The organism is Stenotrophomonas sp. NPDC047960 (genome assembly GCF_043204395.1).
GTDB lineage: Bacteria > Pseudomonadota > Gammaproteobacteria > Xanthomonadales > Xanthomonadaceae > Stenotrophomonas.
Map to the genome: position 1 here is coordinate 1,138,359 of NZ_JBIDBX010000001.1, position 15,742 is coordinate 1,154,100.

Genomic DNA, 15,742 nt, shown 5'->3' on the forward strand with positions numbered 1-15,742 from the left:
CAGGCGCTGCGGATCAGCTCAGCTCGCCCTTTGCGTCCAGGTAGCGCTCGGCGTCCAGCGCGGCCATGCAGCCGAAGCCGGCAGAGGTGATGGCCTGGCGGTAGTGCTGGTCGGCCACGTCGCCTGCGGCGAACACGCCTTCCACCGAGGTCTGGGTGGCGTTGCCGCCCAGGCCCGAGCGGATGTCCAGGTAACCGTTGTTCATGGTCAGCTGGCCCTCGAACAGGCTGGTGTTGGGGTGGTGGCCGATGGCCACGAAGAAGCCGTGGGCGTCGATGTCGCGGGTGCTGCCGTCCAGGGTGGACTTCACGCGCACGCCGGTTACGCCGGCTTCATTGCCCAGCACTTCGTCCACCTGGTGGTGCCACACGGTTTCGATCTTGCCCGAGGCGACCTTGGCGAACAGCTTGTCCTGCATGATCTTTTCCGCCTTGAGGGTGTCGCGGCGGTGGACCAGGTAGACCTTGCGGGCGATGTTGGACAGGTACAGCGCTTCTTCCACGGCGGTGTTGCCGCCGCCGACCACGACCACGTCCTGGTCACGGTAGAAGAAGCCGTCGCAGGTGGCGCAGGCCGACACGCCGCGGCCCTTGAAGGCCTCTTCGGTCGGAATGCCCAGGTATTTGGCGGTGGCGCCGGTGGCGATGATCAGCGCGTCGCAGGTGTATTCGGCGCTGTCACCGATCAGCTTGAACGGGCGCTGGGTCACATCGGCGGTGTGGATGTGGTCGAAGATCACCTCGGTCTCGAAGCGCTCGGCGTGGGCCTGCATGCGCGCCATCAGGTCCGGGCCCATCAGGCCGTGGGCATCGCCCGGCCAGTTGTCCACTTCGGTGGTGGTCATGAGCTGGCCGCCCTGCTGCAGGCCGGTGATCACCACCGGGTTCAGGTTGGCGCGGGCAGCGTAGACAGCCGCTGTCCAGCCGGCCGGGCCGGAACCGAGGATGACGAGCTTCTGGTGGCGGGAAGGCTTGGAATTGCTCATGTAGACTCGCAAAGAGATGATGGGGCGGGGCGCTGGCGGAAGATTGCCCGGCGTCCAAGACAGGTCATAGAGTGGCGGCAGGGGTCGCCCTATTCAAGGCGAGCGATGGAACGGCGCAACCCAGCCGGAGGTGGTTGGCGTGCCGTCAGTCGTTTATTATCAAGCACTAACAGTGCATTCCCAAGGTCTGGTCTAAGGTGGCGAAACAGGTCCCGGAACGATCCAAGTCTCCCGACGGCAAAGCGGCGTCGCGCCGCGCTGCGGCTGCGGCGCCGGTCGAAAATCCCCGTCGGCAGCGGCTGTGGCGCGACCTCGGGCTGATCGCGATCGCGCCAGCGCTGCTGTATCTGATCGCCAGCCTCTTGACCTACTCGGCCAGCGACCCGGGCTGGTCGCATACCGGCAGCGTGGTGGCACCCATTCACAACATGGGTGGGCGGGTAGGGGCATGGGTGGCCGATGTGCTGCTGCAACTGTTCGGTTACATGGCCTTCCTGCTGCCGATCGTGCTCGGTGCGCTGGCCTGGTTTGCCATGTTCGGGCTGAAGCGCGAAAGCAAGGGCGAGCACGACCTGGACCCGGCGCTGCGGCTGGTGGGGCTGGTCGGCTTCCTGATCGCCGGCACCGGCTTCCTGCATCTGCGCCTGTTCAGTGGCGATGTGGGCCACGCCGGCGGCATCCTCGGCCGGCTGGTCGGCAACTCGCTCAGCGCGGGGTTCGGTGCACTGGGTGCGAACCTGTTCGTGCTGGTCCTGCTGCTGGCCTCGATCACCCTGGCCACCGGCATTTCGTGGTTCGTGGTCATGGAGAAGATCGGCCGCGCGGTGCTGGCGCTGCCGCCGCTGCTGAGCAGGAAGAAGGAGCAGGCTACCGAATGGCAGCAGACCCGCGCCATGCGCGAGGAACGCCAGGAAGTGCGCAAGGTCGACGCTGAAGTACGCGCCAAGCGCGAGCCGGTCAAGATCGAGCCACGCCCCGAGCCGGTACTGGAAAAGAGCGACCGGGCCAAGCGCGAAACCCAGATTCCGATGTTCCGTGGCGTCAATGGCGACGGCTCGGACCTGCCGCCGCTGGCGCTGTTGGATGACCCCAAGCCGCAGCCCAAGGGTTACGACGAAGACACGCTGGAAACACTGTCGCGCCAGATCGAGTTCAAGCTCAAGGATTTCCGCATCGACGCGCAGGTCGTCGGCGCGTATCCGGGCCCGGTCATCACCCGTTTCGAGATCGAGCCGGCGCCGGGCATCAAGGTCAGCCAGATCAGCTCACTGGACAAGGACATCGCCCGCGGCCTGTCCGTCAAGTCGGTGCGCGTGGTCGATGTGATTCCGGGCAAGTCGGTGGTGGGCCTGGAAATCCCCAACGTCACCCGCGAAATGATCTACCTGTCCGAACTGCTGCGCTCCAAGGAGTACGACAAGTCGGCCAGCCCGCTCACGCTTGCGTTGGGCAAGGACATCGCCGGCCGCCCCACCGTGGCCGACCTGGCGCGCATGCCACATCTGCTGGTGGCCGGTACCACCGGTTCGGGCAAGTCGGTGGCGGTCAACGCCATGGTGTTGAGCCTCCTCTACAAAGCCTCGCCGAAAGACCTGCGGATGTTGATGATCGACCCGAAGATGCTCGAACTGAGCGTCTACCAGGGCATTCCGCACCTGCTGGCGCCGGTGGTCACCGACATGAAGGAGGCCGCCAACGGCCTGCGCTGGTGCGTGGCCGAAATGGAGCGGCGCTACAAGCTGATGAGCGCGGTGGGCGTGCGCAACCTGGCCGGCTTCAACAAGAAGGTCAAGGACGCCGAAGACGCCGGGCAGCCGCTGATGGACCCGCTGTTCAAGCCGAACCCGGAGCTGGGCGAAGCCCCGCGTCCGCTGGAAACGCTGCCGTTCATCGTCATCTTCATCGACGAATTCGCCGACATGATGATGATCGTCGGCAAGAAGGTCGAAGAGCTGATCGCGCGCCTGGCGCAGAAGGCGCGCGCGGCCGGCATCCACCTGATCCTGGCCACCCAGCGACCGTCGGTGGATGTGATCACCGGCCTGATCAAGGCCAACATCCCGACCCGCATCGGCTTCCAGGTCAGCTCCAAGATCGATTCACGCACCATCCTGGACCAGTCCGGTGCCGAGACGCTGCTGGGCCACGGCGACATGCTGTACCTGCCGCCGGGCACCGCGCTGCCTGACCGGGTACACGGCGCGTTCGTATCCGATGAAGAGGTGCACCGCGTGGTCGAGCACCTCAAGGCCAGCGGACCGGCCGACTACATCAGCGGCGTGCTCGACGAAGTGCAGATGATGGGCGATGGCGTGGTGGTGGGTGCCGGCGGCCTTCCCGAGTCCAGCGGCGGGGCAGGCGACGAATCGGACCCGTTGTACGACGAAGCGGTGCGGATCGTGACCGAAACCCGCCGTGCCTCGATTTCCGGCGTGCAGCGCCGGCTGAAGATCGGCTACAACCGCGCCGCGCGCCTGATCGAAGCCATGGAAATGGCGGGCGTGGTCAGTCCACCCGAACACAACGGCGACCGCAGCGTGCTGGCCCCTCCGCCGCCGAAATAACGCCACGCCCTGCGTGGCTGCAGCGACAGGTAGAGCCACGCCCCGCGTGGCTGCGCACTCCAGAAGGATTCCAGAATGACCCGCATGACATGGATGGCCGCGTGCGCCCTGGCAGTGTCGCCCGTGCATGCCTGGTCCCAGGCCGCCCAGCCGGCTCCGGTGCCTGCGATGGCACCGGCGCAGCCCGTCGCCAGTGACACCCAGGCCAGCAACAACTTCAGCTTCGTCAGCTACCGCGCCGATTATGTGGTGCGTCCCGATGCGGGCAGCGTGCAGACCGAGTCCTACGACATCCTGCTCAAGACCAAGGCAGCGGTGGAGCAGTTCAGCCAGGTGCGACTGAGCTACAGCGAAAAAATGGAAACCCTGGAGGTGCTGTCGGCCTACACGCTGACCGCCGACGGCCAGCGCCGCGACGTGCCGGTCGACCGCATCTACACCCAGGAAAGCTATTCCAGCGCTGCGGCGGCGATGTACGCCGACCGCAAAGTGCGGGTGGTGGTGTTTCCCAACCTGGCGCCGGGTACCCGGGTGGTCTACCAGACCCGCCGCACCCAGACCATGCCGTACTTCCCGGGCTACTTCAGCCTGTGGGAGACCTTCAGCGGTTTCTCCCAGTATGACGATGCGCAGGTCACCCTCAGCGCCCCGGCCTCCCTGCCCATGCATGTGCAGCAGCGGGGCGTGCAGGGCAGCCAGACCCCGGTGGTCCGAAACGGGCAGGCGACGTGGACCTGGCGCTACCGGCGGACCGATCCCATGCCGGTGCAGAACTGGACCGCAGCGCCCTGGGAGTTCAGCCCGACCATCATGGCCAGCACCTACCGCGATTGGGCGCAGGTGGCACAGGCCTACCAGCTCAAGGGTAGCGAGGCGGCCCGGGTCACCCCGGGCATCCAGGCGCTGGCCGACGAGGTCACCCGCGGCATCGTCGATCGCCGTGAGCAGGCGGCCGCGCTGTACCGCTGGGTATCCCAGAACATCCGCTATGTGGCGGTGTACCTGGGTAACGGCGGGCTGGAGCCCAACCCGGCGCAGAGCATCCTCGATAACCACTATGGCGACTGCAAGGACCATGTGGTGATCCTGGAGGCGCTGTTGGCGGCGCGCGGCATCGACAGCACCCCGGTGCTGATCGGCGCCGGTGGCGGCCCGACCCTGCCGGATATTCCGCTGCTGGGTCGTTTCAATCACGCCATCACCTACATTCCAGAGTTCGACCTGTACCTGGATTCGACCAGCGCGTACGCGCGCTTCGGTCAGTTGCCAGAAGGCGACCTTGGCGCGCCGGTGCTGCATACCCGCCAGGCCAGGGTGGCGCGCACGCCGGCCAACGATGCCGCGCGCAACGGCAGCGGGTTCGAGGTGACCTTCCGTTTCGACCCGAACGGCAACCTGCTGGGACAGACCACCCCGCAGCCACGCGAGGTGGGCGAGATCGGCCTGCGCGGCTCGTTCGCCCGGCTCAACGCGCAGAACCGGGCGCGGGTGGAGGAGTCGATCATGGCCTCGTCAGGCTTTGATGGCAGCGGCACGTTGACCCTGCTGGGTGACCCGCAGGACCTGACCCGGCCGTTCAACTACCGCTACGACTTCCACGCGCGCGATTACGTTGACTTCAGCGTGGTCGGCGGCATGGTGCTTCCGGACCCGCCCGGGGGTGAATCGTTCCGTGACATCTACACCACCACCTCGGCCCCGGACAACGCCACCCCGTTCTACTGCAACGACAGCCTGCGCGAGGAAACCTACCGGCTGGCATTCCCGCCCGGGGTACCGATCGTGGCGGTGCCGCGCAACCTGCAGTTCCGCAATGCCGCGGGCGAGTACTCCCTGCAATGGAGCCGGGAGGGCCAGGCCATCGTCGCCCGCCACCGTCTCCACCAGAACGCCGTGCGCGGCGCGGATGCGCTGTGCCAGCCGGGCGACTATGCTGCCTTCCGCGAGCTTTACCAGCAGGTGCGGCGCGGCTTCCGCGGGCAGGTGGTCTACGGCGACCTGCGCACGGTGCAGGCCGTTCCCTGATCCCCCATTCAGGATGACCTCGGCACACTGCCGGCCATCCTTCCTACGTTCATTGGATACCCGTATGCAGAGCACCTTCCGCCGCTGTCTTGTCGCCGCCACGCTGGTCTGCGCCAGTGTCGGGTCGGTGTCTGCCTGGGCCGGCGCCCGGGATGAGCTGAACCGTTTCACCAAGGACCTCAAGGGCCTGAGCGGGGCGTTCAACCAGCAGGTGCTGGACAGCAAGGGCAAGGTAAAGGAAAACACCAGCGGCACGCTGGCGCTGAACGCTCCGCGACTGTTCCGCTGGGAGTACCAGAAGCCCCACGTCCAGCAGATCGTGGCCGATGGCAGGTTCGTCTGGGTGTATGAGCCCGACCTCGAGCAGGTGACCAAGCGCGCACAGGGCGCCGAAGAGCAGAACAGCCCGCTGACCGCACTGATCAATCCGGCGCTTCTGGACAAGCAGTACGACGTCAGTGAAGAAGCTGCGCCCCGCGATGGCCTGCAATGGCTGTCGCTGACCCCGAAGCGTGAAACCGAGACTTCGTTCCAGTACGCCGCGCTGGGCTTCAACGCGCAGGGCCTGGCCCGCATGGAAGTGACCGACGCGGTAAACCAGCGCACGGTGATCACCTTCTCGAACTGGAAGCGCAATCCGGCGTTCGCCAAGGGCACCTTCAGCTTCACCCCGCCGAAGGGCACCGACGTCATCGGCAACTGACGCAACCGGGCAAGGCCCGGCGCTGCTTCATTCGGTCATACAATAGTGGCGTGGCCAGAAACCGAACGACATTCAACGAACCCGATCTGCTGACGGTGGATCGGGACAGCATGCGCCCGCTCGCCGAGCGCATGCGTCCGCAGACCCTCGATGAGATGGTGGGGCAGAAACGCCTGCTGGCGCCGGGCAGCGCGCTGCGCCGCGCGGTCGAGTCCGGCCATGTGCACTCGATGATCCTCTGGGGGCCGCCAGGGTGCGGCAAGACCACGCTGTCGCTGCTGCTGGCCCATTACGCCGACGCCGAATTCCGTGCGATCTCCGCGGTGCTGTCCGGCTTGCCGGAGGTGCGGGTGGTGCTGGCCGAGGCAGCCCAGCGCTTCGCTGAAGGTCGCCGCACGGTGCTGTTCGTGGACGAAGTGCACCGTTTCAACAAGGCGCAGCAGGATGCGTTCCTGCCGCACATCGAGCGCGGCACCATCGTATTCGTGGGTGCCACCACGGAAAACCCTTCTTTCGAGCTGAATTCGGCACTGCTGTCGCGCTGCCGCGTGCACGTGCTGGAGGCGGTCTCGCCAGCGGACATCGTCGAGGCGCTGGAGCGGGCGCTGCAGGACAAGGAGCGCGGGCTCGGTGCCGAAGCACTGCAGGTCGCGCCGGAAGCCCTGCTGGAGATCGCGACCGCCGCCGACGGCGATGTGCGGCGCGGGCTGACCCTGCTGGAAATCGCCGCCGAACTGGCCGGCGGCGAAGGCGGGCGGATCAGCCCGGAAATGCTGGTGCAGGTACTGGCCGATCGCACGCGTCGCTTCGACAAGGGTGGCGAGCAGTTCTATGACCAGATCTCGGCCCTGCACAAGTCGGTGCGCAGTTCCAATCCGGATGCGGCGCTGTACTGGCTGACGCGCATGCTCGATGGCGGCTGCGATCCGTCCTACCTGGCCCGGCGCCTGACCCGCATGGCGATCGAGGACATCGGCCTGGCCGATCCGCGCGCGCAGTCGATGGCATTGGAAGCCTGGGACATCTACGAACGGCTGGGCAGCCCGGAGGGCGAGCTGGCTTTCGCTCAGCTGGTGCTGTACCTGGCCAGCACCGCCAAATCCAACGCCGGCTATGCCGCCTTCAACCTGGCCCGGCAGGAAGTGCGCGAAACCGGGACCCAGGAGGTGCCGCTTCACCTGCGCAACGCGCCGACCAAGCTGATGAAAGAGTTGGGCTACGGCAAAACCTATCAGTATGACCACGACGCTGAAGGCGGCATTGCGCTGGACCAGACCGGATTCCCGGATGCAATGGGCGAGCGGGTGTATTACCAGCCGGTCGCCCGTGGGTTGGAAATCAAGCTCAAGGAAAAGCTCGATCGCCTGCGCGCCGAGCGCGAACAGGCGCGCGCGCGCAGGGGGACCGACTGATGGGTGGCTTTGTGCCGTGGTGGCAGCAGTTGGGGCTGGTGATGGCCGGCGGTGCGCTGGGCGCGGCGCTGCGTTTCATCATTGGCGACGCCATGCTGCGTCAGTTCGGCAACACCTTCCCCTGGGGCACGCTGACGGTGAACCTGGTGGGCGCCTTCGCCGTCGGATACGTGGTGGTCTGGTTGCAGACCCGCGGCAGCGCAGCGCTGTATTGGCGCGCCTTCGCCATCGTCGGCGTCATCGGCGGGCTCACCACGTTCTCGTCGATGATGCTTGAAGCGGTGCTGCTGGTCCGGAACGGGCGTGGCTGGGTCATGCCGACCTATCTGGGCATCAGTCTGGTGGCGGGATGTGCGCTGGTGTGGCTGGGCTCGCGGTTGGCGGAGTCCACGGTCGCGCGGTGAGCGGTTTCGGGTTTTTCTGCTGGATTTCCGTTACATCTCACGATATTGTTCGCGCCCCGTCTGCGTTCCCCGCCCGTCATGCGTGATGAAGAAGACCCCGGCACCCTGGAGCTGATGCTGCCGCGCAAGCGCGGTCGCCCGCCCACGTTCGGTTACGCCATGACCGATGCCCAGCGCGCGGCACGCTACCGGGCCCGCCGTGCGGGGCAGGCCGACCACGCGGATGTGCGCACCTGCAGCGACATGGTGCTGCTGGACAAGATCCGTGCGGCGATCACTGCCAAGGATGCCGAGCTCACCGGGTTTCTGGTGCACGTGCTGTGGCAGCGCTATCCGCTGCAGTTGAAGTAACCGGCCCGCCAGCCAGTGCGGCGACGGCCGGGCGCAGGTAGCCCAGCAGCCGTTCGGCCTCCCGCCAATCGCCAGGTTCGTCCAGGTCCAGCTCGTGCAGGTCGCCGGCGATCGCGGCCAGGTCCGGTTGTCCCAGCATCTGCAGTACGCCGGCCAGCCGATGCGCGTGGTGTCGCAGGGAACTGCCGGCCCGACCGCGCAGGGCGTCGTGCAGCGCGAGCTGCTCTTCCTGCACCGATTGCAGAATGTCGATCCAGATCGGGTCGGTTGCGCCGTGCGTGCCGGCGGCCAGCGGCAGCGCGCTGCCATCGGACTCCACCTGAAGTGCCCGCAACAGCTTTGAAATGTCCAGGGGTTTGCACAGCACCGCATCCATGCCGCAGGCCAGGCAGCGTTCAATGTGAGCCGGTGAATCATTGGCCGATACCGCCACCAGCACGGCCGGTGTGCGCCCGTGACGGCGTTCCAGCTGGCGGAGCTGCACAGCCAGTTCGTAGCCACTCATGTCGCCGAGCACGCAGTCCAGCAGCACGATGCCGCAGGGTTCGGTAATCTGGCAGTGCAGGGCACCGGCTCCATCGGCGCAACTGCTTACCGAGGCGCCAAGTGTTTCCAGCTGGCGACAGACCACCGTGCGGTTCAGTGCATGGTCTTCAACCAGGAGCAGCGTGCGCCCGGCCAGCGGTCGTTCGGCCGGGCACGGGCCGGCGCCTTCGATCACCACCGGCAGGCGCACATCGAAGCAGCTGCCTTCGCCGGGCGCGCTGCGCAGCTGCACGGTGCCGCCCATTCCGCGCACCAGGTCCTGGCAGATGGAGAGGCCAAGCCCGGCACCCCCCATCTGCCGCGAATGGCTGTCATGCGCCTGCGCGAAGGGCTTGAATATGGTGTCGTGCTGGGCCGCCGGGATGCCGATTCCGGTATCGCGCACCGACAGCCCAAGGTGGGCGCTGTCCTCGTCCATGTGCAACGACAGGGTCACGTCCACATGCCCCAGATCGGTGAACTTGACGGCGTTGCCGAGCAGGTTGCTCAGCACCTGGCGCAGCGCGTCGCCGTCCAGCCACATCCGCGGCAGCGGGTCCGTGTCCTGCAGGAGGGTGATGGCCAGGCCCTTGGCCTCGGCCGCAGGGCGGGCCACGGCCAGGCAGTCGCGGGCCAGCTGGCGTACGTCCTGCCAGCCCGGGGTGGGGTGGTACTCACCGGTCGCCAGTCGGGAATAGTCCAGTGCGTGGCCCAGCAGATGGCGCAGGCCGGCCCCGGCGTTGCGCGCAGCGTTGACCAGCTGTCGTTGGCCCTGGTCCAGGCCTGACTGGTGCAGCAGATCAACCGATGTGACCAGTGCCTGCGCCGCGTTGCGTACCTCGTGGCTCATCACGGCGATGAAGCGGGCCTGCTGGCGTTCGCTGCGCCGCGCCGACTGCTGCGCAACCCGCATCCACACCCCGGCGGTAAGCAGAACCAACAGGGTCAGCGCGCCGGCCAGCAGTTCCGAACGGAAGTGTTGCGACATCACCTGCAGCGAAGGCCCACTCAGGTAGGTGGCCTTGGTCCAGCGCTGCATCAGCATCGCGTGTTCCTGCGGGCTGATCGAGCGCATCGCCTGATGGATCTGGTCCAGCAGGGCACGGTCGCGGTGGCGTACCACCAGGTGCAGGCTGCCCGGCAGGGTGGACGGTCCGCCATGCAGGAGCAGGCTGTTGCCAAACTCGCGGCGCACCATCGGGCGCATGGCTACATCCAGGTCCAGTGCGGCGTCTGCCACGCCTGCTTCCACCGCGGACAGTGCTTCGCGCAGGCTTGGCAGGCCCACCACCTGCAGGTGTGGATGGTAGGCGTCCAGCCACTCGGCCAGGCGTGTGCCGCGGACCACGGCCACCCGGCGCAGATGGGCAAATTCCGGCGCATGCGCCTGGGTGTGGCGACTGGCCAACAGTGCCTGGCCGCGGTAGTACGCCGGTGACGCGGCCAGTGACGTGCAAGGCGCGTTGTCCAACGGGCCGAGCAGCAGCATGAGGTCGGCGCGTCCATCGCAGAGTGCCTGCAGCGCGGCGCTGGCCGACTCTACGGGCTGTTCGCGGAACCTGAGGCCAGCCTGTTCCGCTACCAACTGGGCGTAGCCGGTAATCAGGTTGGTGTCGCGTGCCGCGCGGCTGTCATTCGACAGCAGGCCATGCTGGGACGGGTCCGCGGCGACCCGCACCAGCCGCGGTTCTGCGCTGCTGCCTTGGGAGGCCAGCAACAGCAGGCAGACCAGCATCCCGGTCAAGGCACTGGTCCAGGTCCATTCGCCGCTCACCACACCGCCAACTGGTGGCGGAGGGTGAACAGGTCGCGGTCGGTGCGCAGGCCCAGCTTGCGGAACGCGGCGTGCTTCTGGGTGCTGATGGTCTTGATGCTGCGGTTCCGCTGCAGGGCAATGTCGGTCACGGTCATCCCGCTCAGACACAGCTGCAGCACTTCGCGCTCGCTCGGTGACAGCCGGTGTTCGGCATGTTCGTCGCGGTAGTTGACCGGTACGTGGGTATGCCCTGCCGCCACCCGGGTGACAGCGCGCGCCAGCGCCTCCAGCGTTTCGCCCTTGGACACCACGCCTGCCGCGCCTGCGGCCATGGTGTTGGAGATCATGACGTGATGCACGTTGGCCGAGAACATCAGCACCCGCACGCGCGGGAACCGGCGCCGAAGCATGCGCAGCAGCTCCATGCCCTGCAGGTCACCTTCGGCCAGCGTGTAGTCCACGATCACCACATCCACCATGTGGCGCTGCAGCGTGTTGATCAATGATCGGGTGTGCGCATGGTTGCCGACGACGTGGAAGCGCGGGTCGGTGGACAGGTGCACATAGCTGCCATGCCGGACGACATCGTGGTCATCAAGCAGGGCGATGTTCAGTACGGACGGCGGCAGCGGTCCATAGGTGGGGCCTGGATGGCGTCGGGACAAAGGAGGCACGCAATCGTGGGATTTGCGCCATTCTTACCGCTTCAACGCGCAGTGGAGATAGTCTGATGTCAGATTAGGACTATTCCTATGCGCGGGACGAGAGATGCGTCACTCTCTGCGCGCATCCATTTCAATGTTTTTCGCGATCGAGCAGTCGCGAGAACTGCGATGCCAGGTCCAATACCAGCGGATCGGCGTTGTCCCGGTGCAGCAGTGCGATTTCGATTCCGTCCATCGGCGGCAGGCCGTGCCGCGCGGTCAGCGTGCGGTGTTCGCGGGTCACGGCGCGCGCCGGCAGCAGGCTGATGCCCATGCCGTCGGCCACGGCGCCCTGGATGCCACTGAGGCTGGAGCTGGTGAAGCCGATCCGCCAGCGTCTGCCCATGCCTTCCACGGCAGCAATCAGCTCATCGCGGTACAGGCCGCGCGGGGGAAAGGTGACCAGCGGAATCGGGTCCAGGCCGATGCAGGAACTGCGCATACTGTCCACCCAGCGCATCGGTTCAGGCCAGCAGGCCACGCCCTGGCGGCTGTTGCGGCGCTGTTTGACCAGCACCAGGTCGAGTTCGCCGTGGTCGTAGGCGTTGGCCAGGTCGCGGCTCAGGCCGCTGGTGACTTCCAGCTTCACCTGCCGGTGGCGCCGGGTGAAGCGACCGAGCAGGGCGGTGGTACGGGCGCTGACGAAGTCTTCGGGTACGCCCAGGCGGACCGTTACCGCAACCGTGGCACCCGCCAGTGCTTCACCCATCTGGTCATTCAGCGCCAGCATCTGACGCGCGATGCCGAGCAGCGTCTGCCCGGCATCGGTAGGGTGCACATCGCGGTTGCCGCGCACCAGCAGCGGGTGCCCGGCAAGCTGCTCCAGCCGGCGGATCTTCTGGCTGATGGTGGACTGGGTGGAGTGCAGGCGGGTGGCAGCGGTAGTGAAGCTGCCGCAGTCGGCCACCATCACCATGGCCCGCAGCAGGTCCAGTTCGAACAGGGTTCGATGCGGTTTTGCACTGGGCGGCATGCGGGTATCCAGAAAACGAATGGACCTGTTCTAGCATGCGCTCCAGCGCCGCGCCAACAAGTACGATCAACCGGCGGCGGCCGCAGTGCGTGCAAGGCTGCGGGCCACCCGCGCGCCCGCGTCGCGCATCATTGCGTGCAGGGCGGGTGGCCCCAATACCTCGAACTCCAGCTCCAGCGCGAGCAGCCAGTACACCACCGCGCCCTGCGGGTGCGCGCCACAGCGCAGCAGGCAGCGTTGCGCGTCCACCTGTTCAAGCATGCCGGCCGACGCAGGCATGCGCTCGCGGACGGCGTCGATCGGGGCATGCAGGATCACCCGCGCCTCATCCCCGTAAGGCCCCAGCGACAGTGACTGGCTCACGAATGCGCGCAGGTCGCCATTGGCAGGCGAGGGGCGCGGGCGGAAGTGCGCCCCCACCTCTGCCGCACTGGTCATGCGGTCGATGCGGAACGTGCGCCAGTCCACGCGCAGCGTGTCCCACGCGACCAGGTACCAGCGCCGTTCGGCATGCACCACGCCCTGCGGCTCCACCAGCCGCTGGCTGGGTTGGCCCTGGCGGTCAGCATAGTCGAAGCGCAGCTGCAGCTGGTCGCGGCACGCGCCCGCCAGCGTGGCCAGCAACCCGGCATCGACCATCGGCCCGACCTGGTCAATGGGCAGGATCGCGGTGCGCAATGCATCCAGCCGGCGTCGCAGGCGGGCCGGCATCACCTGTTCCAGTTTTACCAGCGCGGTGACGGCGGTCTGCTCAATGCCGCTGATGGTGCCGGTCACTGCAGTGCGCAGGGCCAGTGCGGCGGCCAGCGCTTCTTCATCGTCAAGCAGCAACGGGGGGAGTGCGCGCCCGGCGCGGAATGCATAGCCGCCTGCGACACCACTGCTGGCCTGGATCGGGTAGCCCAGTTCGCGCAGGCGTTCGATGTCGCGGCGCAGCGTGCGCGGGTGCACGCCGATGTCCGCAGCGAGGGTATTGCCCGGCCAGTGCGGCCGGGATTGCAGCAGCGAGAGCAGGCGCAGCAGTCGAGCGGAGGTGGTGAGCATGGGCGTCAGCATCGCGCCTGTCGAGGACAGGATCTGTCCGCAATGGTGGCTAGCCTGTGGCCATGGTGCAAGGCCTTTTGGCAGCGCACCTTTTCACCTCGACCACCACAAGGAGTTCCACATGTCCCTCGTCTTCTATTGGCACCCGATGAGCAGTGCCACCCCGATTGCCTGCGCCCTGGCCGAGCTCGGGGTTGACCACGACCGGGTGCGGATCGACATCCGCAACGGCGAACAGCGCACTCCGGAGTACCTCGCGATAAACCCCAACGGAAAGGTGCCCTGCCTGGTCGTGGACGGCACGCCGATCTTTGAAGGTCTGGCCATCCACCTATGGCTCGGCGAGCGCTTCGGCGTTGCGCGTGGTTTGTGGCCGGCGGCCGATACGCCCGAGCGGCTGCAGGCGATGTCGTGGTGCGCGTGGGCCTATGTGACCTACATGGCGGTGATTGGCCGCCTCCGGTTGGCCTCCAGTGACGATGCGCTGCGTGATCCGCGCCATGCTGCGGCGGCCGCGGCGGATGCCGACCAGCTGCTGGACATCCTCGAGGCGCGCCTCAAGGAGCGCGAGTGGATGTTGGGCGCGGACTATTCGCTGGTCGACCTGGTGGTCGGGCAGGTGGTGGGGTACGGCACTTATGTCGGGGCAGGGGTGGCCGGCCATCCTGCGGTCGCCGCGTGGCTGGCGCAGCTGCAGTTGCGCCCGGCCATGCAGGGAGAGGCCTGAGTCCTGCATTCGGAAAATGAATGCAAGGCATGTGAAAAGTTAACTGGTGAATGCCCGCCTCCGCGCCGTATGGTGCGGAGGTCTTTCCTGCAACGTGCCCGCAATGAAACCGATTACGCTGTCTGCATTCCCGTTGCTGCTTGCGCTGGCTCCCGGCGCCGTCGCCGCCGCGGAGGCCGACCTGATCATCCGCCATGCCACCGTGGTTGATGTCGAACATGCCACCATCCGTGCCGACCAGGCCGTGGTCGTCCGCGGCAAGGACATCGTCGCGGTGGGCGACGACCGCGTGATCGCCAGGGATTGGAAGGCGCCGCAGCGCGTTGATGGCAAGGGACGCTTCCTGATTCCCGGCCTGTGGGACATGCATGTGCACTTCGGCGGCGGGCCGGAACTTGTGGAAGAGAACAAGGCACTGCTGCCGCTTTACATCGCCCACGGCATCACCACCATCCGCGACTGCTCCGGGGACCTGCCCGGGCTGGTGCTGCAATGGCGCGGTGAAATCGCCGACGGCCGCCTGGAAGGGCCGCAGCTGTTCAGCTCCGGCGCCAAGATCGAAGGCATCAAGCCGGTCTGGAAAGGCACGTTGGAGGTGGGCAGCCGGGCCGACCTGGATGCCGCGCTGGCGCAGCTCAAACGCGACCGCGTCGACTTCGTCAAGATCACCGACAGCACCCTGACCCCGCCGTTGTTCCTGGCCGCAGTGACCGGCGCGCGGGCCATCGGGCTGCGTGCGTCCGGGCACATTCCGATGGCGCTGACCGTGCAGCAGGCCGTAGATGCCGGGATCAGCTCGATCGAACACCTGGACTATGCGTACAAGGCCGGAGTCAGGGACGAGGCCGCCATTGCCGCTGATTTCGCCGCCAAGCGCATCGACCGCGCCGAGGCCAATCGGCGCCTCGATGCCGGCTTTGATCATGAGACCGCCATGGCGGCCTATCGCGGATTTGCGGCGAAGGGGGTGTATGTCACGCCTACGCTCAATGGGGGCCGCATCCTGGATTTCCTCGACCAGGACAACCATGCCAACGACGCTTACCTGGCCTACATTGGGCCAAAGCTGCAGGCCACCTACCGGTGGCGCGTGGAGCGCGCGGCCAAGGCGAGCCCGGCGCAGGTCGCCGAACGCCACCAGCAGTACCACCAGGTGGCGGCCGTGCTGCCGATGCTGCAGGAAGCAGGCGTGACCATCATGGCCGGTACCGACGCCGGCTTCCTCAATTCCTTCAACTACCCGGGCATCGGCCTGCATGACGAGCTCAGCCTGTTCGTGCAGGAAGGCCTGACGCCCGCACAGGCGCTGTCTTCGGCAACCCGCGCAGGCCCGTCGTGGTTCGGCACTCTGGACCGCTATGGTGGCATTGCCGAGGGCAAGGCGGCGGACCTGGTGCTGCTGGACGCCAATCCGCTCGAAGATATCCGGGCCACGCGCGCGATCCATGCCGTGGTGCTGCGCGGAAATGTCTATGACCGCAGGAGACTCGATGCGTTGCTGGCACAGACACGCGCCAAGGTGGCGGCGTGGAACGCGGGCGCCAGCCAATAGCGGTTGTCCTGCGAGGA

13 protein-coding genes are annotated in these 15,742 nt (G+C 66.8%); 8 read left to right on the forward strand and 5 right to left on the reverse strand.

From position 1 onward, the window contains the following. Positions 1 to 13 precede the first annotated feature (13 nt). Positions 14 to 985: a thioredoxin-disulfide reductase gene (gene trxB, locus ACGFZ3_RS05395; RefSeq protein WP_068851800.1), complete on the reverse strand. Its 972-nt coding sequence runs from the start codon at positions 983 to 985 to the stop codon at positions 14 to 16. Positions 986 to 1,182: 197 nt separating this feature from the next. Between trxB and ACGFZ3_RS05400 the strand changes: the two genes are divergently transcribed. The 6 genes from ACGFZ3_RS05400 to ACGFZ3_RS05425 all read left to right on the forward strand — a co-directional run bounded on the left by ACGFZ3_RS05400 (position 1,183) and on the right by ACGFZ3_RS05425 (position 8,444). Beyond that, positions 1,183 to 3,549, forward strand: a complete 2,367-nt coding sequence (locus ACGFZ3_RS05400) for a DNA translocase FtsK (protein WP_392917390.1) — start codon at positions 1,183 to 1,185, stop codon at positions 3,547 to 3,549. 84 nt (positions 3,550 to 3,633) lie between these two features. Beyond that, the gene (locus ACGFZ3_RS05405; protein ID WP_392917613.1) at positions 3,634 to 5,574 is read left to right on the forward strand and encodes a DUF3857 domain-containing protein; all 1,941 of its coding nucleotides are present in this window, start codon (positions 3,634 to 3,636) and stop codon (positions 5,572 to 5,574) included. 64 nt (positions 5,575 to 5,638) lie between these two features. Further along, the gene (gene lolA, locus ACGFZ3_RS05410) at positions 5,639 to 6,277 is read left to right on the forward strand and encodes an outer membrane lipoprotein chaperone LolA (RefSeq protein ID WP_392917393.1); all 639 of its coding nucleotides are present in this window, start codon (positions 5,639 to 5,641) and stop codon (positions 6,275 to 6,277) included. 110 nt (positions 6,278 to 6,387) lie between these two features. Then, positions 6,388 to 7,689, forward strand: a complete 1,302-nt coding sequence (locus tag ACGFZ3_RS05415) for a replication-associated recombination protein A (RefSeq protein ID WP_392917396.1) — start codon at positions 6,388 to 6,390, stop codon at positions 7,687 to 7,689. Then, entirely contained in the window at positions 7,689 to 8,093 is a 405-nt protein-coding gene (crcB, locus tag ACGFZ3_RS05420; RefSeq protein WP_392917399.1) for a fluoride efflux transporter CrcB, read from the forward strand. Before ACGFZ3_RS05415 ends, crcB begins: the two co-directional genes overlap by 1 nt. 78 nt (positions 8,094 to 8,171) lie before the next feature. Further along, positions 8,172 to 8,444, forward strand: coding sequence for a hypothetical protein (locus ACGFZ3_RS05425; protein ID WP_145477679.1), 273 nt, complete (start codon positions 8,172 to 8,174; stop codon positions 8,442 to 8,444). On the opposite strand, the gene ACGFZ3_RS05430 is transcribed toward ACGFZ3_RS05425, so the two are convergent. From ACGFZ3_RS05430 to ACGFZ3_RS05445, 4 genes are all read right to left on the reverse strand, one after another. Continuing rightward, on the reverse strand, positions 8,389 to 10,743 hold the full coding sequence (locus tag ACGFZ3_RS05430) for an ATP-binding protein (protein ID WP_392917403.1): 2,355 nt from the start codon (positions 10,741 to 10,743) through the stop codon (positions 8,389 to 8,391). The genes ACGFZ3_RS05425 and ACGFZ3_RS05430 overlap by 56 nt on opposite strands. Beyond that, positions 10,740 to 11,390, reverse strand: coding sequence for a response regulator (locus ACGFZ3_RS05435; protein ID WP_392917406.1), 651 nt, complete (start codon positions 11,388 to 11,390; stop codon positions 10,740 to 10,742). The genes ACGFZ3_RS05430 and ACGFZ3_RS05435 overlap by 4 nt, the downstream gene beginning before the upstream one ends. A gap of 130 nt (positions 11,391 to 11,520) precedes the next feature. Further along, entirely contained in the window at positions 11,521 to 12,402 is an 882-nt protein-coding gene (locus ACGFZ3_RS05440) for a LysR substrate-binding domain-containing protein (protein ID WP_392917409.1), read from the reverse strand. 66 nt (positions 12,403 to 12,468) lie between these two features. Continuing rightward, positions 12,469 to 13,446 carry a helix-turn-helix transcriptional regulator gene (locus ACGFZ3_RS05445; RefSeq protein ID WP_392917412.1) on the reverse strand — a complete coding sequence of 326 codons (978 nt, stop codon included), beginning with the start codon at positions 13,444 to 13,446 and terminating at the stop codon, positions 12,469 to 12,471. A gap of 121 nt (positions 13,447 to 13,567) precedes the next feature. Between ACGFZ3_RS05445 and ACGFZ3_RS05450 the strand changes: the two genes are divergently transcribed. Both ACGFZ3_RS05450 and ACGFZ3_RS05455 read left to right on the forward strand, forming a co-directional pair. After that, a complete protein-coding gene (locus ACGFZ3_RS05450) occupies positions 13,568 to 14,173 on the forward strand; it encodes a glutathione S-transferase family protein (protein ID WP_392917415.1) in 606 nt (201 codons plus the stop codon). Between the two features lie 103 nt (positions 14,174 to 14,276). Then, positions 14,277 to 15,725: an amidohydrolase family protein gene (locus tag ACGFZ3_RS05455; RefSeq protein WP_392917418.1), complete on the forward strand. Its 1,449-nt coding sequence runs from the start codon at positions 14,277 to 14,279 to the stop codon at positions 15,723 to 15,725. The last annotated feature ends 17 nt before the right edge of the window (positions 15,726 to 15,742 follow it).